Origin of the sequence: Siphonobacter sp. SORGH_AS_1065 (genome assembly GCF_030818595.1) — a bacterium.
GTDB lineage: Bacteria > Bacteroidota > Bacteroidia > Cytophagales > Spirosomataceae > Siphonobacter.
Genome location: NZ_JAUTAM010000004.1, coordinates 1,064,745 through 1,088,747 on the forward strand (window position 1 = coordinate 1,064,745; position 24,003 = coordinate 1,088,747).

18 protein-coding genes are annotated in these 24,003 nt (G+C 46.5%); 9 read left to right on the forward strand and 9 right to left on the reverse strand.

The annotated features are described in order from the left end of the window. Nucleotides 1-5: 5 nt before the first annotated feature. The 4 genes from ilvB to QE390_RS05150 all read right to left on the reverse strand — a co-directional run bounded on the left by ilvB (nucleotide 6) and on the right by QE390_RS05150 (nucleotide 6,535). Nucleotides 6-1,748: a biosynthetic-type acetolactate synthase large subunit gene (gene ilvB, locus QE390_RS05135; RefSeq protein WP_373424531.1), complete on the reverse strand. Its 1,743-nt coding sequence runs from the start codon at nucleotides 1,746-1,748 to the stop codon at nucleotides 6-8. A 75-nt stretch (nucleotides 1,749-1,823) separates the two neighbouring features. After that, a complete protein-coding gene (ilvD, locus tag QE390_RS05140; RefSeq protein WP_307141338.1) occupies nucleotides 1,824-3,515 on the reverse strand; it encodes a dihydroxy-acid dehydratase in 1,692 nt (563 codons plus the stop codon). Nucleotides 3,516-4,414: 899 nt separating this feature from the next. After that, entirely contained in the window at nucleotides 4,415-5,002 is a 588-nt protein-coding gene (locus tag QE390_RS05145; RefSeq protein WP_307141339.1) for an RNA polymerase sigma factor, read from the reverse strand. Nucleotides 5,003-5,077: 75 nt separating this feature from the next. Next, complete coding sequence (locus QE390_RS05150; protein ID WP_106637173.1) at nucleotides 5,078-6,535, reverse strand: mandelate racemase/muconate lactonizing enzyme family protein; 1,458 nt, start codon at nucleotides 6,533-6,535, stop codon at nucleotides 5,078-5,080. Between the two features lie 152 nt (nucleotides 6,536-6,687). On the opposite strand from QE390_RS05150, the gene QE390_RS05155 reads away from it, so the two are divergent. Both QE390_RS05155 and QE390_RS05160 read left to right on the forward strand, forming a co-directional pair. Then, nucleotides 6,688-7,986: a bile acid:sodium symporter family protein gene (locus QE390_RS05155; RefSeq protein WP_307141340.1), complete on the forward strand. Its 1,299-nt coding sequence runs from the start codon at nucleotides 6,688-6,690 to the stop codon at nucleotides 7,984-7,986. A 42-nt stretch (nucleotides 7,987-8,028) separates the two neighbouring features. Beyond that, on the forward strand, nucleotides 8,029-8,949 hold the full coding sequence (locus tag QE390_RS05160; RefSeq protein ID WP_307141341.1) for an RraA family protein: 921 nt from the start codon (nucleotides 8,029-8,031) through the stop codon (nucleotides 8,947-8,949). 187 nt (nucleotides 8,950-9,136) lie between these two features. On the opposite strand, the gene QE390_RS05165 is transcribed toward QE390_RS05160, so the two are convergent. Continuing rightward, nucleotides 9,137-9,559, reverse strand: a complete 423-nt coding sequence (locus QE390_RS05165; protein ID WP_307143533.1) for a hotdog fold thioesterase — start codon at nucleotides 9,557-9,559, stop codon at nucleotides 9,137-9,139. 271 nt (nucleotides 9,560-9,830) lie between these two features. On the opposite strand from QE390_RS05165, the gene QE390_RS05170 reads away from it, so the two are divergent. The 6 genes from QE390_RS05170 (at nucleotide 9,831) to QE390_RS05195 (ending at nucleotide 19,622) form a co-directional block, all read left to right on the forward strand. Then, nucleotides 9,831-10,478: a histidine phosphatase family protein gene (locus tag QE390_RS05170; RefSeq protein ID WP_106637255.1), complete on the forward strand. Its 648-nt coding sequence runs from the start codon at nucleotides 9,831-9,833 to the stop codon at nucleotides 10,476-10,478. A gap of 86 nt (nucleotides 10,479-10,564) precedes the next feature. Beyond that, nucleotides 10,565-11,764 carry an L-2-hydroxyglutarate oxidase gene (gene lhgO, locus QE390_RS05175; RefSeq protein WP_106637170.1) on the forward strand — a complete coding sequence of 400 codons (1,200 nt, stop codon included), beginning with the start codon at nucleotides 10,565-10,567 and terminating at the stop codon, nucleotides 11,762-11,764. Between the two features lie 626 nt (nucleotides 11,765-12,390). Beyond that, entirely contained in the window at nucleotides 12,391-13,482 is a 1,092-nt protein-coding gene (locus QE390_RS05180; protein WP_307141342.1) for a FecR family protein, read from the forward strand. A gap of 303 nt (nucleotides 13,483-13,785) precedes the next feature. Beyond that, nucleotides 13,786-17,232, forward strand: coding sequence for a SusC/RagA family TonB-linked outer membrane protein (locus QE390_RS05185; RefSeq protein WP_307141343.1), 3,447 nt, complete (start codon nucleotides 13,786-13,788; stop codon nucleotides 17,230-17,232). 5 nt (nucleotides 17,233-17,237) lie between these two features. After that, a complete protein-coding gene (locus tag QE390_RS05190) occupies nucleotides 17,238-18,773 on the forward strand; it encodes a SusD/RagB family nutrient-binding outer membrane lipoprotein (RefSeq protein ID WP_307141344.1) in 1,536 nt (511 codons plus the stop codon). A 429-nt stretch (nucleotides 18,774-19,202) separates the two neighbouring features. Then, on the forward strand, nucleotides 19,203-19,622 hold the full coding sequence (locus QE390_RS05195; protein WP_307141345.1) for a hypothetical protein: 420 nt from the start codon (nucleotides 19,203-19,205) through the stop codon (nucleotides 19,620-19,622). Nucleotides 19,623-20,103: 481 nt separating this feature from the next. Here the strand turns inward: QE390_RS05195 and QE390_RS05200 are convergent, their stop codons facing one another. The 3 genes from QE390_RS05200 to QE390_RS05210 form a co-directional block, all read right to left on the reverse strand. After that, nucleotides 20,104-20,793, reverse strand: coding sequence for a LysM peptidoglycan-binding domain-containing protein (locus tag QE390_RS05200; protein ID WP_307141346.1), 690 nt, complete (start codon nucleotides 20,791-20,793; stop codon nucleotides 20,104-20,106). A 57-nt stretch (nucleotides 20,794-20,850) separates the two neighbouring features. Further along, nucleotides 20,851-21,345 (reverse strand): 5-(carboxyamino)imidazole ribonucleotide mutase, encoded by a 495-nt coding sequence (gene purE, locus QE390_RS05205; RefSeq protein ID WP_106637164.1) that lies wholly within the window; start codon nucleotides 21,343-21,345, stop codon nucleotides 20,851-20,853. A 100-nt stretch (nucleotides 21,346-21,445) separates the two neighbouring features. Further along, on the reverse strand, nucleotides 21,446-22,579 hold the full coding sequence (locus QE390_RS05210) for a 5-(carboxyamino)imidazole ribonucleotide synthase (protein WP_307141347.1): 1,134 nt from the start codon (nucleotides 22,577-22,579) through the stop codon (nucleotides 21,446-21,448). 305 nt (nucleotides 22,580-22,884) lie between these two features. Between QE390_RS05210 and QE390_RS05215 the strand changes: the two genes are divergently transcribed. Further along, a complete protein-coding gene (locus QE390_RS05215) occupies nucleotides 22,885-23,169 on the forward strand; it encodes a hypothetical protein (RefSeq protein WP_307141348.1) in 285 nt (94 codons plus the stop codon). Nucleotides 23,170-23,674: 505 nt separating this feature from the next. On the opposite strand, the gene QE390_RS05220 is transcribed toward QE390_RS05215, so the two are convergent. After that, on the reverse strand, nucleotides 23,675-23,998 hold the full coding sequence (locus tag QE390_RS05220) for a DUF3467 domain-containing protein (protein WP_106637161.1): 324 nt from the start codon (nucleotides 23,996-23,998) through the stop codon (nucleotides 23,675-23,677). Nucleotides 23,999-24,003: the final 5 nt, after the last annotated feature.

The following is a 24,003-nucleotide window of genomic DNA, read 5'->3' on the forward strand; positions in this document are numbered from 1 at the left end:
AAGTCCTACTCTAATCTGATTTTATCAACCGCCTGCCCCGCCGGAACCATGGGGAATACGTTTTCTTCTTTCTCGCAAATGACTTCGAGTAAGTAAGGTCCGTCATGATTCAGCATGGTATCGAGGGAGTCACTTAAAGCCGCCCGATCCCGGCAGGTATGTCCTTCAATGTGGAATCCTTTGGCAATCGTTACGAAATCCGGGTTCTTAATGTCCACGAAGCTGTAGCGATTGTCAAAGAACAATTGCTGCCACTGCCGCACCATACCCAGGAAGTTATTATTGAGGATAACGATCTTGATATTCAGGTTTTCCTGCCAGATGGTAGCCAATTCCTGGAGCGTCATCTGGAAGCCGCCGTCACCAATGAAGGTAATTACTTCGCGATCCATCGCTCCTCTTTTGGCACCAATGGCTGCGGGTAAGGCAAAACCCATCGTTCCGGCCCCGCCAGAGGTTACTACGGAATTGTGCTTTTTAAAACGGTAATACCGATTGGCAAGCATCTGATGTTGTCCAACGTCCGTTACGACTACCGCTTCACCTTTGGTTTTTTCTGAAATCAAATGGACTACTTCGCCCATTTTAATTTGATCGCCTTCGTGGAAGAGCGTCGCCCGGGTGATTTTTTCGTCTTCAATCGCATCGTACGCCCGGAATTCATTCCGCCATTCTTCGTGTGAACGTTCTTCCACCAACGGTAATAAGGCTTTCAAAGCTTCTTTGGCATCCCCAACAACGGGGGCCGTTGCTTTGACATTTTTATCCACTTCGGCAGGATCGATTTCGATGTGAACGACTTTAGCCTGAGTAGCGTATTTGCTTAAATCGCCGGTTACCCGGTCATCAAAACGCATCCCGATGGCGATTAATAAATCACACTGGTTCGTTAATACGTTTGTACCGTAGTTACCGTGCATGCCCAACCAGCCTACGAAATTAGGGTGGTCTTCGTCAATGGCTGACATCCCTAAAAGCGTAACCGCCACCGGAATACCCGTCTTTTCGGTAAATGCCTTGAGTTCTTCTTCGGCCTTCGCTAAGGTAATACCATGACCAGCCAGAATATAAGGTTTCTTAGCCCGGTTAATCAGTTCGGCTGCCGCCTTCAGTTGATCTTCTTTAGGCACCATCCGGGGCTTGTAACTCACCATTGTTTCGCACTTTTTATACGAAAATGACTTCGTCATCAGCTCCATCTGGGCCGTCCGTGTAAAGTCCAACACCACTGGACCGGGACGACCGGTTTGAGCAATATAAAAGGCTTTGGCCAGTACTTCAGGTACTTCATCCGCATTGGTAATCTGATAGTTCCATTTGGTAATGGGCATCGTCATACCGATTACATCCGCTTCCTGAAAAGCATCCGTTCCGAGAAGTTTATTATATACCTGACCAACGATACATACCAGGGGGGTCGAATCCAGCAGAGCATCGCAGATGGGCGTCATCAGGTTCGTAGCTCCGGGGCCGGAGGTTACCATACAAACACCCGCCCGATTTTGCATGCGGGCATACCCCTGAGCGGCATGACCCGCTCCCTGCTCGTGACGAACCAGAATATGATGAAGGACCTCCCGGTAATCGAAAAGAGCGTCATAAGTAGGCATGATTGCTCCGCCGGGGTATCCAAAAATGGTATCTACTCCTTCAGCCAGTAACCCCAGCATCAGGGCATGAGAGCCCGTTACTGTACGTTGGGAGGCTTCTTCCAAAACCTCGGCAGCGGTTTGCATCTGGTGTGCCATAGGATTCTTCCTTTCTGTTAACGATGAGTCGTTAAGCGTTTATTTTTAAGTAGTTACTCTATTGACAATCAAATCTTATAAATCCGTCACGCAACCCAGACTAGCTGAGGATACGTTTTTGATATACTTACGAAGAATACCACGCTGGAAGGGGTTCTCTGGAGCTACCCAAGCAGCCTTCCGGGCGGCCATTTCTTCATCAGAAATATGCACCTGAAGGACATTGCTTACGGCATCAATCGTAATCAGATCACCATCTTCAATAAGAGCAATGGGGCCACCGTCGTAAGCTTCGGGCGTTACGTGACCCACGACAAACCCGTGCGTACCACCCGAGAAACGTCCATCCGTAATCATGGCAATCGAGTTACCTAGACCTGCTCCGATAATAGCCGAAGTAGGCTTTAACATCTCGGGCATTCCGGGACCGCCTTTGGGCCCTTCGTAACGAATTACTACCACCATTCCGGGTTTAATGTCACCGTTGGCCAGAGCTGCCATGAGCGTTTCTTCTTTGTCACAAACTTTGGCAACACCTTCAAAACGCTCCCCTTCTTTGCCCGTAATTTTAGCTACCGCACCCGTAGGAGCCAGGTTACCGTACAGAATCTGTAAGTGCCCCGTAGCTTTGATCGGCGTTTCAATCGGGAAAATGATTTTCTGAGTTTCAAAATCCAGATCAGGTTCTCCGGCCAGATTTTCAGCGATGGTTTTACCTGTGATCGTCATACAATCGCCGTGTAATAAGCCTACTTTGAGCAGGTATTTCATGACCGCCGGAACGCCCCCAATGGCAAGCATATCTTCCATGAAATACTTACCAGAAGGTTTCAAATCGGCAATAAGTGGAGTACGGTCACTGATGTCCTGAATATCTTTCAGGGTAAATTCAATTTCAGCGGCGTGAGCAATCGCCAGATAATGCAGAACGGCGTTGGTCGAACCACCCATCGCCATTACCAAAGTCAAGGCATTTTCCAGTGACTTACGGGTAATGATGTCGCGGGGTTTCAAATCCAGTTCGAGCAATTTCTTCATGGCGGCTCCAATGGCCAGACATTCTGCTTGTTTGCCTTCGTGCGTAGCGGGGTAAGAGCTGGAATTAGGTAAGCTTAAACCTAATGCTTCGATACTGGAAGCCATGGTATTAGCCGTATACATCCCGCCGCAGGCTCCAGCTCCGGGAATGGCATTCTGGATTACTCCCTTATAATCTTCATCGGCAATGGTTCCGGCAAATTTCTTACCCAAGGCTTCAAAGGCCGATACGATGTCGAGCTTCTGACCTTTCCAGCTACCCGTGCGGATCGTCCCTCCGTACACCATAATGCCGGGACGGTTCAGACGAGCCATAGCCATAATGGCTCCGGGCATATTTTTATCACAACCCACCACCGTAATGACGCCATCGTACCACTGTCCTGCCACTACATCTTCAATGGAATCAGCAATAATATCGCGGCTGGGAAGAGAGTAGCTCATGCCATCATTCCCATTGGTCATCCCATCCGAAACACCAATGGTATTAAAGATGAGTCCAACCATTCCATTACCCTGAATTCCTTTTTTTACATGAACGGCAAGACCATTCAGGTGCATGTTGCAGGTGTTCCCTTCATAGCCCGTGCTGGCAATGCCAATTTGGGCTTTACTCATATCCTCTTCTGTCAAACCTACGCCATACAGCATGGCCTGAGCAGCGGGATTGGTTACTTCCTGGGTAAGCGTACGCGAGTACTTATTCAATGGGGTACTTTCCGTTACCATATCAACTCGTTGTTAAGCGAAATCAGCAAAAGAGCCAAGCATGCAATCAGAGCTAAACTCCTCTGTAGTCATCCGTTGATGGGATATATAAATCGATCAAAAATTGTACTAATCAAACAAATCTTGCCTTATTCTAAGACGGGGATGACCAGATAACAAAAAGACCTTTCTCGGGATGTGAGAAAGGTCTTTCAAGGTGAATATCAACCTGTCTCACACGGATTGTCGGATGAGTACGAGAATAATAATCACGAGAATATTTGAAACAAATCGGATCATCAGGAATTGAATTTTGCCACTTTTTGGGTTGGCATATCGCAAAGGTAAAGGCTTCTATTTTTCAAATCCAAAAAAAAAAGAAACAAAATTTTGCCTTTATTTATGCTTACCACATTCTATTGTCATTTTATTAAAAACGGCTTCACAATTTTATAAAATTCGCATTACACTAGGATAATACTAAGTATTAGTTTTGCATCAGCATTGAGAAGGGCGTCGCTACCTTTTTAGTAGTCTCACTAAACTTCTGAGTTTGATGTAAAACCGGGTCTAAGGTCAAACTGGAAGTTTCCGCCAGTCCGTTTATCACCTCTAAAGAAGTAAGAAAATGGATTGCCTTTCTGCTCATAGCCCCTGAGGAAAGATGTAATTTTTTAAGATTCAGAAAAACCATCCTTCCTGGATTTACCGTACATGTAGAAGGTTTACCCCAGAAGGATTAACAAAATTTACAGACGTGCGTAATTCCGTCAGTCTTTTTATTCTTAAGTAGAAACCTGAAATATGCCGTTTATCACGATTTAACAAATTTCTGTTTTTCCTTTCTTTTTTTTGCAACAGCCTTTCCAAAGGCTCATCATTCTACCTTCAATCATAGGCCCCCTCTTTTGGGGGCTTTTTTAGTAACTCGCCAACAATACGGCCAGGATACCACTTACCACTACATCTTTGAGAAAATGGAGAGCCCGACTGATATGATTGGTTACGGACTGCACATGGATACCCATGATGTGGCCGATTTCCTCGTTGGAAAGGTTATCAAAAAAAGCCAGCATTAATGCTTCGCGTTGTCGTTCGGGAAGCTTACTGAGCCCCTGCCGAAGCCGGTTGAGTTGTTGTTGGCGATCTTCCTCTTCGGTAATGGTGTATTCTACGGAAGGAAGCCAGGTTTCCGGCGACCAGAGAGCTCCCCATTCCAGCGGCTCTTCATCCATTAAATGCTTCCGATTTCTGGAAAGAGCATTTCTCAGGACTCGAAATAAGTAAAACTTGATGGTTTGTAAATCGGTAAGGGTTTCTCTTCGCTGCCAGATTTCTACGAATACGTCCTGAATCACATCCCTGACCAGATCGTAATCCGAAGTAAGGCGTTTACCGTAGGAAAAAAGAGCTGGAGCGTAGCGGCGATAGATGGCTTCATACGCCTGGAGATCTCCCCGGCGAAAGGCATTCCAAAGCTCCAGGTCAGACTGAGTAGAAACGGTCATACATATTGAGTTGGATAGATTTCGTGGTCAACTTTAAAGAAAAGATGACCACGAAATGTTGATTAAATCATCGCATTAACTCCAGTCCCGATCCCAGGAGTCCGGAGTATTCCAGGCCTCCGTTGGGGCAAACCACTGCTCGCCTTTTTTGAGAAACTTCTTGGCAAAGTCCTCGTTAAATTCCACCCCCAATCCGGGTTTGTCAGGAACTTTTACGAAACCATTGGTAAAGGGTTTATCAATACCCGTCACCAGATCCTCCCAGCCCACTACATCCACGCCGTGGTGCTCCAGAGCAATAAAATTCTGCGTAGCTGCCGCACAATGCACATTAGCCATCATACAAATGGGTGTTCCGGCAAAGTGCATGGCCATAGGAATGCCGCGTTCTTCAGCATAATCCCCAATTTTCTTGGTTTCCAGAATGCCGCCTGACGACGCCAGATCTGGGTGAATGATATCCACGGCTTTGGCATCAATGAGCTTGATGAATTCTTCTTTACCGAAAATATCCTCGCCCGTGAGCGTCGGCGTTTCGATGGCTTCGGTAATCTGCCGCCACTGGTCGTGATAAAACCAGGGAACTAGATCTTCCAGCCAGGCCAGTTGATATTTTTCCACTGCTTTTCCAATGCGAATGGCTGTATTTACATCAAAATGACCGAAGTGATCGGCTGAGATAGGGATATCATAACCTACTACGCTACGCACCTTTTCCACGTAATCAGCAATGTACTGAATGCCTTTTTCCGTCACCTGCACCCGGGTAAAGGGATGTTTGGTTAGTCCATAACTACCTACCCGACCTATTTTACTGTTTCCGTACTGATTCTTAATATCCCACAGACCCGCTCCAATCAGCATTTCGGGTTTATCGGCCAGCAGTCCAATGCCGAAGTCCATCTTTAGCCAAGTATAACCCCGATCCAGCCGGGTTTCCTTGAGTTTTTTGCCAAAAGCTTTTGGATCATCCACTTCGGGGGTATCCGCATAAAGCCGGATTTCATCGCGATACTTTCCACCCAGCATTTGATAGACAGGTACGTTATAAGCCTTACCTGCCAAATCCCAAAGGGCCATTTCTACTCCGCAAACTCCGCCCGCCGCCCGTCCATGATTGCCAAAGGGCCGAATCATCTTGAACAGTTGTTCGACGTTACAGGGGTTTTTACCCAGCAGACGGCTTTTCAGCATTAAAGCGTATTTGGGGCTACCGCCGTCGCGAACTTCTCCCCATCCTACTAATCCCTGATTGGTTTCGATACGAATGACAGGGCTACTGAAAGGCACCCCCTGCAAATGAGCAATGCGTAAATCGGTAATCTTTAGCTCCGAAGGTTTAGAAGCCCGCTTGACTTTCTGGGTGATGTACTCCATCTCCTCTTCAATGTGATTGTCGAAACGTAAGCCTAGAGCTAATCCTCCGAGAGCTGCTTTTTTCATAAATCCCCGACGGTCGGCTCCTGGTGACGTTTCAGGCGGGGAAACAGCCGACCGGGCCGGCTGCTTAAAGCGGTCGAAAATGTTTTTCATAGTACTTTATAAAGTTTAGAGGTAATTTTTCGACGAAAAGTTACACACAATACATCTTATCCAAGAAAAAATTGTCTTTTTTTTGCAGTAATTCCTGTGTAATCTTAATTCTTACTAAGCTCAGGGAAGATTTTTATCTCTAAACATTATCTATGAAAAAGTTATTCACTTTCGCTCTGATCCTGAGCGGAATAAGCCTATTGCTTGCTTTGGGCTTATTTCTGACGGGATCGGGCCAGTTGACGGCCCTGCCCGTAGTTGGGGGACTGCTGCTGCTAGCGTTGGGGGTTAAACGATCCCCCGCTACCTCAAGTCTTAGTTACACCGTTCTGATTCTATCAGCCGTTTCCGTAGCCATGTATCAGCCGCAATGGTTTTTGAAATGGGGTGATTTTGAATTAAAACGACTCATCATTCCGCTGCTTCAAATCATTATGTTCGGCATGGGGTCACAGTCAAGTCTGGAGGATTTTGCGGGTATTGCCAAGAACCCTAAAGGCGTATTGGTGGGTATTGCCAGTCATTACCTGATTATGCCCAGCGTAGGCTTTTTGCTGGCTGTTTCCTTTCCATTGCCCCCCGAAATTGCAACGGGTATTATTCTGGTAGGCTGCTCGCCAAGTGGACTGGCTTCCAACGTCATGGCTTATATTGCCCGGGCCAATGTTCCTCTATCGGTTACGGTAACGGCTTTCTCTACGCTGCTTTCTCCGGTATTAACGCCTGCTTTATTACAAGTGCTGGCGGGAGCTTTCTTACCCGTTGATTTCTGGAAAATGGTAATGGAGATTTTTAATATTACCATTCTCCCCATCGTAGCGGGTCTTTTGTTTAATGCCCTGGCCTATCCCGGCCAAAGCCAGCGGAGTATTGTAATCCAGATTGCAGTTTATCTGGGAATTATTCTGCTGAAAAACACCATCGCCCTTCAGGAAGGAGCTACCAATTTCGCCGAAACCGTAGGCTGGAATTGCTTCTGGTTCATTGGAATGCCCCTATTAGGCGGCTGGCTTTTTCAGCGATTGGCGGGTGGAAAACGGGAAATCATGGATCGGGTTCTTTCTTCACTTTCCATGGCGGGTATTACCACTATTATTGTGGTGATTACCGCCGCTGGTCAGCAAAGTCTTTTGCAGGTAGGGCTGATTCTGGTACTGGCCTGTTTTCTGCATAATACCCTGGGTTATTTTCTGGGTTACTGGAGCTGCCGACTCGTGGGACTTAGCGAGCAATCCAGCCGTTCGGTGGCTTTTGAAGTTGGCATGCAAAACGCAGGGATGGCCTCGGGTTTGGCCCTTCAGATGGGCCAACTGGCAACTACGGGACTGGCTCCCGCCGTGTTTGGTCCGTTAATGAACACCACGGGATCCATGCTGGCGAACTGGTGGCGAACCAAGCCGCCCCGGGAAGAAGAACCCGTAGAATCCCAGCCTTCGCCTATTGCTTCTTAATGCCTGATTACCTTTTACATACCTCTAAATTCTATCGTACTTATGATTCGTGTCAGCTTTCTGGTAACCGCCTTCTGGGCCGTTACCCTGGCGGTTTCCGCCCAGCAGATTAATGCTCCCAAAGAGCTTATTCAAACCTATACCTCTCAGTACAAAGGCGAACGCTTTCCCGATGGCAGGCCCAGAGTCTCCGATGATCTGGTGAAACGACTCAAAACCATTTCTCTGGAAGAAGCCTGGGGTGTACTTCGCAGTGAAGGCTATACCAACCAATTCGAAGCGGGCTGGATGCGGATTAATGCTGGTCAGGTATTAGCCGGACGGGTATTAACGGCTCAATACATGCCCGCCCGCCCCGATATGGAAAACACTATCAAGGAAAAAGGTAAAGCCGAAAACCGGAAAGGGGCTCCTAACTCCTGGCCCATCGACCAGCTTAATGAGAATGATGTATACGTAGCAGATGGGTATGGAAAACTAGTGGACGGAACCCTCATTGGTGATAATTTGGGTAACTCCATTTATGCTAAATCGAAAACGGGCGTCGTATTCGACGGCAGCGTTCGGGACCTGGAAGGACTGGAGGCCATTCAGGGTTTTACTGGCTTTGTTCGCGGGTTTGATCCTTCGTTCATTAAGGATATGCTCATGACGGGCATCAATTATCCCATCCGCATTGGCCGGGCCACCGTATTACCGGGCGATTTGATCTTAGGAAAAACCGAAGGGGTAATATTCATTCCCGCTCACCTGGCCGAGAAGGTCATTACTTCCTCGGAGTGGATTGCCCTTCAGGATGATTTTGGCCATCAGATGCTACGGGAAGGTAAATACACGCCCGGAGAAATCGATATGAAGTGGTCGGCTGCCATTATCCAAACCTTCCGCGATTGGCTTAAAAAACATCCCGATAAAGTAAAAATGACGCCCGATCAACTGGAAGAGCGGATTAAGAAGCTTTAGGTTAGGGAGTTATTGTTGTTAGTTGTTAGTTGTTAGCGGTTGTTAGCTGTTTACCAAACTTCATGAAAGTTTCGAACTTTCATGAAGTTTGATTTTTGCTGTTTCTTGCATAACTCCATCGGGGTTAAATTATGAATAGCCCCGTATGCAATGCGGAGTTAAAATAGGTCATAAAGCAAACGTTTTCTTAGCCCTTTTGATCTAAAATCGCCATTGTAATCCGGCTGATACAAATGAGCTGCTCTTTTTCGTTAGTAATACGAATCTCCCAGACGTGTGTGGTTTGTCCCACGTGAATGGGCTGGGCTTTCGCATACACAAAGCCCTCTTTCACTGCTCGCAGGTGATTGGCATTGATGTCCAACCCTACGGCTATTTTTCCTTCTCCTATACTAGCATAGGCCGCTACGCTTCCCAGCGTCTCGGCTAGTAATACCGAGGCTCCTCCGTGCAGTACGCCGAAGGGTTGCCGGGTACGATGATCCACCGGCATTCGAGCCATCAGGTAATCAGGGCCGACCTCCGTAAACTCAATCCCCAGGTGACCGGCAGCCGAGCTGGCATTGAGGCGATTAAGGGCTTCGGGTGTTAATTGTTTTTGAAATAACATCATAGACAAACGCTTATGAAAAGCTTAGACTCCTACCAGAGTTCACTTTTCCAGGATAAGGATGATCCGTTTTTCGTGAAAAATACATCCGTTCATTGAAAATACTAGCATTTTATACAAGCCCATAGGTAGACACTCGCTTGATAATCCGTACTTTTGCGGAAATTTTGCTCAAAGCAGATGGTTCTCATCTCAAGAGTGTTAGCAATTGGGCAAGTGATTTCCACGTTACTTTAAACTAGGGCTCAGGCCTTACACCCCCTTGACAGCTTTGAAAATAATTTATCTGGTACGGCACGGAGAAACGGAATATAACCGATTAGGAATTGTTCAGGGCTCAGGCGTTGACTCTGATTTGAACGACCGCGGTCGGGCTCAGGCTCATGCCTTTTATGAAGCTTACCAGCAAGTACCTTTCCAACGCATCTATACTTCGGCTCTTAAACGTACGGTTCAGTCGGTTCAGGACTTCATTGACGCAGGCATTCCCTACGAACAACATGCGGGTTTGAATGAGTTTGGTTGGGGAGATATGGAAGGTAAAACGCCCCATTACACCGAAGACGACTATTACCGTAGCATGATCTACAACTGGCGGATTGGCAACGTCGATGTATCCGCCATTGGAGGCGACAGTCCGCTGAGCGTCCTCAATCGTCAGATTCCCGTCATTGAACACATCATCAGTCGTCCTGAAGAAGAGCAGGTGTTGGTTTGTATGCACGGTCGGGCTATTCGGATTTTGTTAACGCATTTATTCAAGGAACCTTTATCGGAGATGGATCATTGGGAACACTCTAATCTGTGTCTGTATAAAATCCGGTACGATTACAATACGGGTAATTTCACCCTCGAACTCGGTAACGACACCCGTCACCTGGCCGGAATCGAAAAGGAACCTGAAGTAAGCAACTCTTAAATGTTTGGAGTTTTGAGTTTAGGGTTTCGAGTTAATCAACAAATAACTCCAAACCCTAAACTCAAAACCCTAAACTCATTCCTCCCATGGTTTACGACATAACCTTGATTGGTGGAGGGATTGTGGGGCTGGCGACGGCTTTGCAACTCAAACGCCAACGCTACGATCTGAATATTCTTCTCCTGGAGAAAGAAAATCACGTTGCCGCCCATCAGACTGGCCACAATTCGGGCGTGATTCACTCGGGATTGTATTATAAACCCGGTAGTTTAAAAGCTACCAATTGTATCCGGGGGTATGATATGCTGCTGGATTTTGTCCGCAAAGAAGGCATCCCCTTTGATCTCTGCGGAAAGATCGTTGTGGCGACTAAAAATGAGCAAATCCCTTTGCTTAACAACCTTTATGATCGCGGGCAACAGAACGGTCTCACCAAGATTCGCAAGATCAGTCTGGGAGAAATGAAGGAAATTGAGCCTTACGTTTCCGGCGTAGCAGCCATGGAAGTTCCTTACACGGGAATTATTGATTATAAAACAGTTACTGAAAAATACGCCGAAAAATTTCAGGCCTTAGGTGGGCAAATTCACCTCAGTGAAAAAGTCATTGGTATCACCAAGGGCTCAACCATTAGTATCGTCAAGACCGAAAAAGCTTCTTACGAGACCAAACTCGTCATTAACTGTGCAGGTTTGTATTCCGATAAAGTCGCTCAATTTAGTCAGGATCAGCCCGTTAACGTTCGCATTACCCCCTTTCGTGGTGAGTATTACCAGTTAAAACCCGAACGCGAGCATCTGGTGCGTAATTTGATTTACCCCGTTCCTGATCCGAATTTCCCCTTCCTCGGCGTTCACTTTACCCGCATGATTGGCGGTGGTGTGGAAGCAGGACCTAATGCCGTGCTGGCTTTCCGCCGCGAGGGGTATAAAAAGTTAGATATTGATTTTAAGGAACTCTACGAAACCTTTTCCTGGCCGGGCTTTCAGAAAGTAGCCGCTAAATACTGGCAAACGGGCCTGGGAGAAATGTATCGAAGCTTCTCCAAAGCGGCTTTCACGAAAGCGTTACAGGAGTTGATCCCCGATATTCAGGAAAACGATCTCATTCCCGGTGGTGCGGGCGTGCGAGCTCAGGCTTGTGACCGAACGGGTGGTCTGCTCGATGATTTCTCAATTCTGGAAGACGCTAAGGTGATTAATGTACTCAATGCCCCTTCCCCGGCGGCCACCTCCTCCTTATCCATTGGGTTGACCGTATCTGAAATGGCACTCAAACGTTTTTGATAAATTAGGATTATCCTTGTTTATTGCCCCAGGCCGCTCAATTGAGCGGCCTTTTTCTTGATTATAAGTCCCCGAATTTCATCCGGGTCTATCCAGCCGGGGTCTATCCAGCCGGGGTCCATCCAGACCGGAGCTATCCACGTTGAAGCCCTCCAGAGTTATTTGCCCTAAACCTATTGTAACAACAACCCCAGCGGGGTTCAATATCAGTAGCCCCGGATAAAATCCGGGGACACCGTTATTAACAGCGAAATTTCTGCCATCGCTCCCTGCCGTCGCTCGGCTCTAGCCGAATGACTACCTAGCTCTAGGCCTCTGGCCGCTAGACTGCGAACCAGTAGGGGTCAGAGAGCAACTTTTCCCAACCCAAACAGACCTGCTAACATCGGCCAGAGCCAAGGGAGGAAACCTAATTGGTCAAAATTGAAAGAGGTCCGATTCGTATTAAGTTCTTTGATTATAAATTTTAGACAGCTTTTAATTCAAAATAGCACTTTTATTAAATCACTGTAAATCAGTATTTTAAATTTACAAAAAGCCTAATAAGTAAATTTTTTATATTTTTTTTCCTATTTACTGAGTTAAAACCCACCCTTGCTGCCTCTTGATGTCAAATTGCTCAACAGATGAACTATCAGAACTTTAGTCGGGAGGATTTTGTGAAAGACTCGTACTTCCGCAAATGGGTTCAAAAACCCGACGAACTGACTCGCCAGTTCTGGTACGATTACCTGACCAAATACCCCGAGCAGACTGAAACCATTCGTCAGGCGGCAGAGATGATTCTGCAACTAGCAACAGTGGTCAGGGAGCAAAATCCGGTAATTCCCTCCGAAGAAATCGAACATAGCTGGCAGGAAATCAATCACCGAATCACTCATCCGGTAACTGGCGTAAAACCTTTCTATCGTCAGCGTTGGGTATGGGCATCGGCTGCCTGCCTCGCTTTTTTGATTAGTTGGGCCGGGTATTGGTATGCCCGTCAGGATCAGAGCTATCAGCACAATGTAGCTCATGCAGATCAGGCTTTAAAGGAATGGGTAAATACTACGGATCACGTCCAAACTATTGCCCTCCAGGATGGCAGCTCTGTGCTTTTACATCCGGGCAGTCGGCTGAGTTACCCTCAGCAATTCAAGTCTTCCAAACGGGAAGTCTTTTTATCCGGCGAAGCTTTTTTCGAAGTAGCTAAAAATCCTAAACAGCCCTTTTTTGTCTATGCCAATGAAATTGTCACCAAGGTATTAGGTACCAGTTTTAAAGTCAGTGCTTTTCCTAAAGATCAGAAAGTTACCGTAATGGTACAGACCGGAAGGGTTTCTGTTTACGCTCAGTCAGATCAGCAGGCCAAAGAGAAAGCCGAATCTACCGAGTTGGAAGGGCTGGTCTTAACGCCTAATCAACAGATTGTTTACTCTCGCGAGCAGGTTCGCATGGTTAAATCACTGGTTACTCAGCCCTCCGTTTTGGCGAAATCCGCTAGTTCCGCTTTCGTCTTCCGAAATGCCAGTGTGAAAGACGTGTTCTCGGCCATCGAAAAAGCGTACGGTGTACACATTATCTATGATGAAGATACCTTCCGCCATTGCCAGTTGAATGCCGACTTAAGTGATGAACCTTTGTATCAGAAAATGGAGATTATTACCAAAAGCATTGAAGCCCGCTATCAGGTCGTAGACGCTCAGTTTGTCATCTCCGGCGAAGGTTGTTCCCTCTAACTAAAGCCTTATTATTCAATACCAGTACAGTAGCTTAACCTCTAAACCGCTTACTCCGTAAGCACCTATGAACAGTCCTAACCCCTTTCCCTCGTGGAAAGGGGGTTTAGGTTTCTTCTCCTTTCCATTCCTGAAAATTATTGCCCTACGCTGCCTTCGCCAGGTTGCCATAAAGGTTCTCAACAAAACCTAATTACTCGTTAAAACCTAATTACTCGTTCTCGCGTACCCCATGCCTTTTATCTGACGGCGAATGTCCGATCAATGGGGCTGTGGACTTTTACTTCTAAACCTCCAAAACGTATGAATTCATCCTTACTTCCAAGGAGAAATCAATGGTGGCTTTACTGCTGCCTGATGCTGAGTTTGCTAGTTAACCTGCCCTTACTGGCTGGCCCAGGAGCGGACATTCTTGACCGGAAAGTAACTCTTAAAGCCGATCAGGACGACATTAGCTCGGTGCTTTTGCAACTGGAAAAACTGGCGGATGTCAAATTTTCCTACAGTCCACAACTCATCGGAGCCCGCCGAAAAGTTTCTATTTCGGTCATTGATGAAAAATTAACACTAGTACTGGAACGGCTGCTTCAACCCCTGCGACTGAATTATGAAGTCGTTGGTACTCAAATTATTCTCAAGAGAAAAAACACTACCGAGGCCGTTATTCCCTTGCCTCAGGCCAATCAGGTACGCATTCCCAAAGTTATCATTACCGGAAAAGTCAGTGATGAAAACGGCCAGCCCATTCCCGGGGCTAACGTTCGTTTAAAGGAAAATACTTCCATTGGTACGACCACCAACGCCGAAGGGCAGTATTCACTCAATGTGCCGGATAACACGACTGGCGTACTGGTGTTTACTTCCGTTGGGTATCTGCCCGCTGAAGTAAGCCTTTCCAGCCAAAGCGTAGTGGACATCACCCTGAAAGCAGGTACGACCTCGCTTTCTGAAGTGGTGGTCACGGCTTTGGGAATTAAAAAAGAGGCTAAAAAACTGGGCTATTCTACTTCCACCGTCAATACCGATCAGATCACTACCAATCGTACGGTCAATTTGGGTAATAGTCTACAGGGAAAAGTAGCGGGGGTGAACGTGACGGCTCCGGCAGGCGGGCCCGGTGGAACTTCTAAAATCCGAATTCGGGGGCAGTCTTCGTTTAAAGGCGATAACTCTCCTTTAATCATCGTCAACGGCGTTCCCATCAACAACTCTAATTTTTCCAGCCGTCAGGGGGATAGCGATGGAACTACAAACCGAAGTGGCTCAGCTTCCGACGGCGGCGATGGGTTACAAAGTATTAATCAGGATGATATTCAGAGCATTACCGTTTTAAAAGGTTCAACCGCTGCGGCGTTATACGGCTTTCGGGCGAAGGATGGAGCCATCGTAATTACCACTAAAACGGGCCAAACCGGCCAGGGTATTGGTGTAGAAGTCAATTCCAACTTTATCGCCGAACGGGCCCTCGACTATACTGATTTTCAATATGAATACGGTCAGGGGGAATACGGCAAACGGCCCCAAAGCGTGGGAGATGCTCAAAGCTCGGGCGTGTTTAGCTTCGGAGAACGATTCGATGGCAAGCCGACCTATCAGTTCGACGGGGTACAACGCCCTTATCTGGCCCAGCGACACCGCATTCGGGATTTTTACCGGACTGGAACCAGTTGGAATAACTCCGTGGCTTTATCGGGCGGTAATGAAAAAGGCGGGTTCCGCATTTCATTTTCCAACATGGATGCCAACTCGATCATGCCTAACTCCGATTACCATAAGAAGATCTTGAATCTGGGGCTTAATTACAATTTCACCCCAAAACTTTCGGTACAGTTGAATGCTAACTATTCCAACGAATACAATCATAACCCGCCCCAGATTGGTTTGCAGGATCTGAACGCCAATACTACGGTCTATACCACAGCCACATCGGTAGCGATGAAAACGCTGGAGGATAACCGATACGATGCGAATGGGTTTGAGCTGGCTACCTCTCGTTTTACCAACCGCAATAACCCTTACTGGGTGGCTTACGACCGCTTTGAACACGTACGCCGGGATCGGATTTTTGGTAATGCTTCCGTTCGCTATCAACTCACGGACTGGCTCTACGCTCAGGGCCGGATTGGCCAGGATTACTTCACGCGTCCTTATGATTTTAACCGCCCTACGGGTACGCGATCCCTAGCCGCCGCGGCTACTGGCTTTAACGGTTACTTCTATCAGGAAATCTCTACCTTCCGTGAGCGAAATCTGGACTTTCTGATCGGATCAACGCATAAATTAGGCGTTTTCGGACTGGATATAACGCTGGGAGGCAACTCGCTCCAGCAGATTTATACCAACAGTAACGTTTCGGCCACTAACTTCTACATTCGGGATCTGTACACCATCATGAATGGTCAGAATAAAGAACCCCAGTATGCCTATACCCGCAAGCAGGTCAATTCTCTCTACGGCGTAGCGGAGCTTTCCTATAAAAACTTCCTGTTTTTAAATGCTACGGCCCGCAACGACTGGTTTTCTACCCTGAACCCGCAATCGAATAGTTACCTATACCCTAGTGTGAGTGCCAGTTTTGTGCTCAGTGATGCCTTCAAAGAACGCCCACGCTGGATGAATTTCATGAAAGTCCGGGCGGCTTACGCTGAAGTCGGCGGAGATACCGATCCGTATCAAAACAATTTGTATTACAACCTGAATGCCAACTCCATCCAGGGGCAAGCTCTGGGCTATATTGCTACCGATGTTAGTCCCAATAATAACCTGATGCCACTCAAGGTAAAAGAAGCTGAACTGGGGCTGGAGTTCCGAACACTCGATAATCGGATCAATCTGGATGTAGCTTACTATAATAAAAAGACAGTCGATGAAATTCTCAACGTAGATATTTCGACGGCTTCAGGTTATAACAAATCCAAAGTGAACGTGGGTCAGCTGCGTAACAAGGGAATTGAAGTCCTACTCACGCTGGTTCCGGTGAAAAAGGAAAAGTTCACTTGGGAAACGACTTTTAACTTTACCTATAACCAAAGTGAAGTACTGGCTCTGGCCGACGGTCAGGCTCGTTTAAAAGTAGGTCAGGGAGATTTCTTCGGCGAAGTATGGCACGAAGTCGGCATGCCGATGGCATCGCTACGAGGCATTGCTTACAAACGCGACAATCAGGGAAGAATCATTACCGCGGGCGGTAAACCCGTGGCGGGCCCTATTACCACTTTTGGAAGTGCCATCCCCAAATACACGGGCGGCTGGATTAACACGTTCAATGTAGCGGGCTTTAAAATCTTCACGCAAATTGACTTTAAGGGCGGTCATAAAATCATCTCGAATTCAAACCTGAATTTCCTGCGTCACGGACTTTCTAAAGAATCATTAGTTGGTCGGGAAGGTGGTGTATTATTTGAAGGCGTAACCGCCGAAGGAGCCCCTAATACCACGCGGGTAGAAGCCGAGGATTTTTACTCCAGCTACCGCAGTACCAATAATGCAGAACGCTTCGTGTATAATGCCAGCTTCATTCGGTGGCGTTCGCTCTCGGTGAGTTATGATCTTTCCCGCTTCCTGAATAAAGGATTTGTGAAGTCCTTAAGCCTTTCTGCCCTTTGTAATAACGTCCTGCTGATTAAAAAGCACCTGCCTAACCTTGATCCAGAAGCCGTTAACGGAGCCTCGGATAACATTCAGGGTATTGAAACGCACACCCTGCCTACTACCCGCAGTTACGGCATGAATCTGAACCTGAAATTCTAATCTCCATGAAAAAAATACTGGCTCTTGTCGCTCTGGCCACTGGTTTGATCAGTTGCGATAAAAACTTCGAAAGTATTAACACAAACCCGGTTCAGTCTACCAGCATTGATCCTTTGTATTTGTTTTCCAATGCTCAGCTCAATACGACCCTGGCCTCTCAGACCATGTTCTATGAATCGGCTATTGTTCAACAGACCAATACCCCGTTTGGAGGTCTGAATACCGGAGCTAACTTCAATCAGGATAACCGCGACAACACGCGGGTGAATTGGCTTTATCTCTACAGCGGAACCAATAATGGCAATAATGGTCCCATCAAGCTACTTACCGCCGTGATGAACCAGACCCAGAACGATAGCACCCGCAGCAACCTCTACCACATGTCCCGAATCTGGAGGGTTTATGTATTTCAGGTGCTGGTAGATACGTATGGGGATGTACCTTATTTCGATGCAGGTAAAGCCTTTATTAGCGGAAACAAGTTACCTAAGTATGATCCTCAGGCGGAAATTTATACGGATCTGGTGAAGGAACTCGACCAGGCTATTGCGGGACTGAACGCCAGCAAGCGAATTGAAACCGGAGATTTGTTTTATCAGGGGAATATTGCCCAATGGCGGAGACTGGCCTATTCGCTCATGCTGAGAATTGGCATGCGTTATACTAAAGTAGATGCGGCCAAAGCCCAAAGTATCGTCCAGAAAGCTTTTCAGGGTGGTGTTTTTCAATCCAACGACGACAACGTCAAAATTCAGTACACTAGCATTTATACCAATCCGCTGGGGAACCTCTGGAATAATACCGAAAAAGCCAATTTCTATTTGGGAGCTCCTTTCGTGAATTTCCTAAAAACAACCAATGACCCCCGCCTGACGGTCATTGCGGCTCGTTACGGAGAACCCAGTAAAAATCCCGAACAAACTACGGTAGATCGCACGGCAGCCAATCAGATTGGCATGCCCTACGGCTACGACGACGGCTCGATTGCCACGGCTCCCAACTTTCCCGGAAGAGTGCCCTCGGGTGGATGGAATTACTCGCAGGTCAATCGGCGGACGCTGGGAAAAGTGGATGGTCCTAACTTTTACCTTACTCACGCTCAAACGCAGTTACTACTAGCGGAAGCGGCTCAACGGGGCTGGATTACGGGCAGTGCCGCTAATTTTTATCAGGCGGGCGTTACGGCTCACATGGCCCAAATGAGTAGTTATGATGCCTCAGCGACCATTCCTCAGTCTGCCATTGATACCTACCTGGCGGCTCAACCTTACGTGGCAGCGACGGGTCTTCAGCAGATTAATACGCAGTACTGGGTCGCTTCTTTCCTGAACGGCCCGGAAGCTTTCGCCAACTGGCGAAGAAGCGGTTTTCCCGTCTTAACACCCAATAAATATCCTGGCAGAACCATTACGGGAGATTTCATCCGGCGACTTACCTACCCGATCTTAGAGCAGTCTGTAAATGCCGAGAACTATAATGTAGCCGTGAGCCGTCAGGGACCTGATGATTTAGAGACCCGAGTCTTCTGGGACAAGCCTTAATAAAATACAATTTTCCTACTAATAAAGTCTTTAATCTACTAAGATTAGAGACTTTATTTTTATGTGGATAAAGCAAATGTCTTCCCAACAGCTCCCTTCCCGGCAATAGCCAAAACAGAATATAATTTCGTTTTTAATGTTATTCGTAAATACGGCAATTTGTAAACAGCTATACTCATCTTTTGGGAAAAATTGTATTTTACTTATTCAACTTACTGATAATCAAAAATTTATATAAAAATATTTGTTCATTTCGTGCTAACAATCTTACCTTTGCCAGCGTTATAAGAATACAGCAGGCCCGGAGACGAGCCAATGTTAACAGAATATTATTTCGTCGCCCTGTTTGTTCTAATAAACTTTACTTTCAACATTTTCTATTAAAACATCTTCTAGCCGCGAAGACCATTTTTGTTACATATCATAGCCATGAAAAACATCATCAAGTCACTCGCTTTAGTATTCTCTTTAAGTTCATTTGTTGCTCAGGCTTCAGACATCGAAAAGAATCCTGGTACAGATAAAGAAGCGAAGGAAGCTACCTTTCACACGAACGTGTTCAAGGGTAAAAATGCTACGCAATTCTACTGCTTCGTTGATAAACAAGCGGGTCAGCGTTTAACGATTACCGTCCGTGATCATAAAAACAATATCATCAATGAGCAGTATGTTTCTAAAAACGAAACGCACGTAGCTCAAAAAATGGACTTGAGTCAATTGCCCGACGGCGATTACTCTCTGACCGTTGCTAGTGCAGATCGGATGGTTGTTCATCCCGTTCGCATCACGACTGCTGCTTCTGTTCGTTACATTTATCTGACGGAAGAAGAAGCTGCCGCTCGCAAATAATCTAACTAGTAAAGTTTACCGCCATGCATCGGCAACTCTGCAAAGGGTTGCCGTTTTTTTATGGTGTTCACTTGGTGGAAAAGCCAACAGCGGTAACCATGGCTACTAGTGAAATGACTGGTAAGCTTTTCAGGGGAATCATCCACGCTTGCGACTGAAAGAAAATGGCCTAAGGTACGCTAACCTTAGTAGAAGGGGGTGCGAGAAGTGCAGGCAGAAATCCGGACGGCAGATGAAAGTAGTTTGCAAATTTTGCAAAACCTTGGAAATAAAAAAACCCGGCGGATTCCACCGAGTCTTTCCCGTAAAAGCCATGAAAACAATAAATGATGTTCAAACTTACGCTAAGTTTTCGGAAAATCAAAACCACCAAAGCCCCTATTTTCAAAATTTTTATAAATCCATCTGCTTGTTTAGTAATAAAAAATGCGGCGTTACCGGGGTAAAGCCGCATTTTTTGGAACAATTAGAAGAGCTTAGGTTATTTTTTAGGATAAGGAATAATTAACTTTTCACCCTTCTCTACGTAGTTTTTCGTCTTTCCATTGGCCTTCATCAGGGCATCTACAGAAACGCCGTATTTTTCAGCAACTACCCGCAAAATGTCTCCCTTCCCTACCGTATGTGTGGCATAAACGGGAATCTTCAGACTTTTTCCTGCCTGTAATTTGTCAGGGTCCACATCGGGGTTTGCCGACTTAAGCTGACTAGCGGATAATCCGTATTTAGTAGCCACGCTATAGAAGGTCTGGCCACCGGTTACTTTATAAGAAATATTTCCACCCCTGGAGCTAACCGATTTAGTTTCTTCGGTCTTGGCTACTTTCGTTTCGGAAGCTTTCTCTTTTTTTACCTCAGCAGTTTTAGCCGTTTGCTTGGATTCCGAAGCTGCTTCCTCCGAGCTCGTACTGGTAGTAGCTGCCGAAGGTGTAGCGTCAATGGCCTCGGGCTCAACAGCCGTAGGCGTGGGAACGTCCGAATCCATGTTATCGGCAGTGTTTTCGGTAACCGCCGACTTTTCTACTTTCTGAGGCGTTAGCGTTACGGCGTCCTCATCCATAAAGTAAGCATAACCAATGTAAAGTAAAGCCGCTACGATAATAGCCAATACTCCCAGCGTAATTGTGGGTAAACTGGAACCTTCTTTGGGTCGTTGGTTTCGCTCTTCCATACGTTAAGATTGGGGCTGAATGATTAATTAGTAAATCCCGGAAGTACCCTTTTTGTTTTATACCGGCGGTAATCCTTCGCGGGCCTGCTGACTCATTTCGGCCACTTTGGCTTCTAACGAAATTTTATACGCCTGTAATTTATCAGCGATTTCTTTATTTGCTACACCAATAATTTGAACGGCCAGAATTCCGGCATTTTTTGCTCCATTTAAAGCCACCGTTGCGACAGGTACGCCACCGGGCATTTGCAAAATGGAAAGAACCGAATCCCAGCCGTCAATAGAATTGGAAGATTTCACCGGAACGCCGATAACAGGTAAAGTCGTCACAGCAGCCACCATGCCGGGCAAGTGAGCAGCTCCGCCGGCACCCGCAATAATCACTTCTACACCCCGTTGACGGGCCTGCTGAGCGTACTCAATCATTTTCAGAGGTGTACGGTGAGCCGAAACGATGTCAATTTCGTAAGCTACTCCAAATTCATTACATACGTCGACAGCTTCCTGCATGACTTTCAAGTCAGAAATGCTGCCCATGATAATACCTACCATTTTATTTGAGTTATCGGTTGATGGTTGTTTGTTGTTAGCTGATGAAAGTTAAAGTCTTCACTTTTCCTAACAACCCTTAACAAACAACTAAAAACTAGATTTATGAGATGATGCGAACGGCGTTTTTAAGGGCTTCTACCTTCTTTTTCAACGTTTCAAGTTCCTTGTCTACGACGGTAATATGGCCCATTTTGCGGAAAGGCTTAGTAATTTTTTTGCCATAGAGGAAAGGATGCACGCCGGGGGTTTCCAGCAGGTTCTCCATGCCTTCATACTTAGCTTCGCCTTCGTAGCCTTCAGCTCCCAACAGGTTAATCATAGCCGCATAGGAATGGGCTTTTGTGTCGCCCAAAGGCCAGTTCAATACAGCCCGTAAGTGCTGCTCAAACTGACTTACGTCGTTAGCCCGCAGCGTATGATGCCCGCTGTTATGCGGACGGGGAGCTACTTCGTTAATGAGAATTTCGCCGTCTTTGGTTAAGAACATTTCAACGGCGAGAAGACCCACAATGCCAAAAGCTTCGGCTGTACGGCTGGCAATAAACTGAGCCCGGGCATCTACTTCAGCGGGAATCGAGGCCGGAGCAAACAGATAATCCACCATGTTAGCTTCGGGATGGAAAACCATTTCTACAGTAGGGAATGTCTTGACGTCTCCCCGCTCATTACGAGCGACGATGACGGCTAATTCCTTTTCAAAATCAACGGCTTTTTCCAATAACCCCGGAGCATCGAATGCTTTGTCGAAATCAGCAGCCGTAGCAATTCTTTGTACGCCACGACCATCGTAACCGCCTTTCCCCAACTTATTAAAAGCAGGCAGAAAATCTGCGTGACGACGGGCATCTGCCTGATTTTCGACTAACACAAAATCAGAAGTAGGCAGGTTATGATCGCGGTAGAATTGTTTTTGCAGGCGTTTGTCCTGAATAATCTCAACAATTTCGGGCTGAGGAAATACCCGAACGCCTTCGCTTTGCAGCTTTTTCAGGGCATCGAGATTCACTGCCTCAATTTCAATTGTTATTACTTCCAGGTCTTTACCAAACGCATAGACGGTATCAAAATCCTGAAAAGACCCTACCACAAATTCAGGGGCGATTTCCGCACAGGAAGCCTGAGCATCAGGATCAAGTACTTTAATGGATAAGTCAAAATCAATGGCAACCTGTAGGAGCATACGACCTAACTGGCCGCCGCCCAATAGGCCAAACCGAACACCGGGATTAAACATGTAAGAATAATAGAAATGAATGAAGAGGCTTCCCTCAGATGATGATGCAAAGATAAGTTGGAGTTTTGGGTTTTGAGTGACCGCCGCTACGGTTTAGGGTTTTGAGCGGCCGCCGCTGCGGTTCAGAGTTTATTGTAATATCACTAATAACTCTTTTCTTCATGTCGGTAAGTATCCATTTTGAGCAACCTTACCTCTTAGCATCAACGCTAAACACAAAACTCTAAACACTATACACAAACCTGAAAATCAGACTTCTAAAGTATACCGGATGGCCATTAACGCTTTATTGGCCGGGGCTTGGGGTGAATGGTATTACCCTTTGGCCGTTTATTATTGTTAGTACGCCCCGTCCCTCAGCCTCGCTGATGAATCATGAACGCATTCATATTCGTCAACAGGCGGAGTGGCTGATTTTGCCCTTTTATCTCTGGTACATTAGCGAGTATTATTACCATCGATTGAAAGGTAAGTCTCATCACGCTGCTTACCGGGCTATTAGTTTTGAAAAGGAAGCCTATGCTTTTGAAGAAGATCTGGAATACCTAAGCAAACGCAGGTTTGGGGCCTTTCTTCGGTTTTTGAAATGATTTTTATTTTATGCATTAGCATACGGTGCTATCCAGACTGGGGTTATTCAAGTCCTCTGGACTTGCAAATCGTTCAACTTTCAACCCCAGCGGGGTTCAATATGAATAGCCCCGGGTGTCAACCCGGGATTTCCTAATGGATGAGCCCAGTCTGGTTGGGATTGTAATGATCTATTTGAAGGAGTCTTTCAAGTAACACTGTTGCCAGCGGAAAAGCTGGCAACGGCAGGATAAGGATATACTTTCAACTCCAGCGAGATTCAATACGGATAACCCCGGGTTTCCTGATGGATAAGCCCGGTCTGGTTGGGATTGAATGATCTATCTGAGGGAGACACCTCAAGTAACACCTGTTGCCAGCGAAAAAGCTGGCAACGGCAGGATAGGGATATACTTTCAACCCCAGCATGAAGTTATTGAATGATCTACCAGTACTTTGGAGGTTTATTAAACTCTACCAATCTTCCCCCCAAACAAAAACGGCCAGCAATCGCCAGCCGTTTGATTAAGCTTCTCCTACGGGACCCGTGTAGGGAAGTTGAAAACCGGAATGCCCGCCACCTTCGTTAATGGGGCCGTAGTTTTCTTCGTATTTAGCCAGGTTATCCTGCAAGGCATGCATCAACCGCAAGGCATGGTCGGGCGTGATGATTACACGTGATTTTACTTTTGCTTTAGGAACGTTAGGCATTAATCGTACAAAATCAATAACAAATTCGCTTTGGGAATGCGAGATAATGGCCAGATTCGAATAAGTACCCTCTGCCATTTCTTCGGACAATTCGATTTCGATTTGATCGTTCTGCTCTGCAGCTGGTTGCTTTGACATAGCTG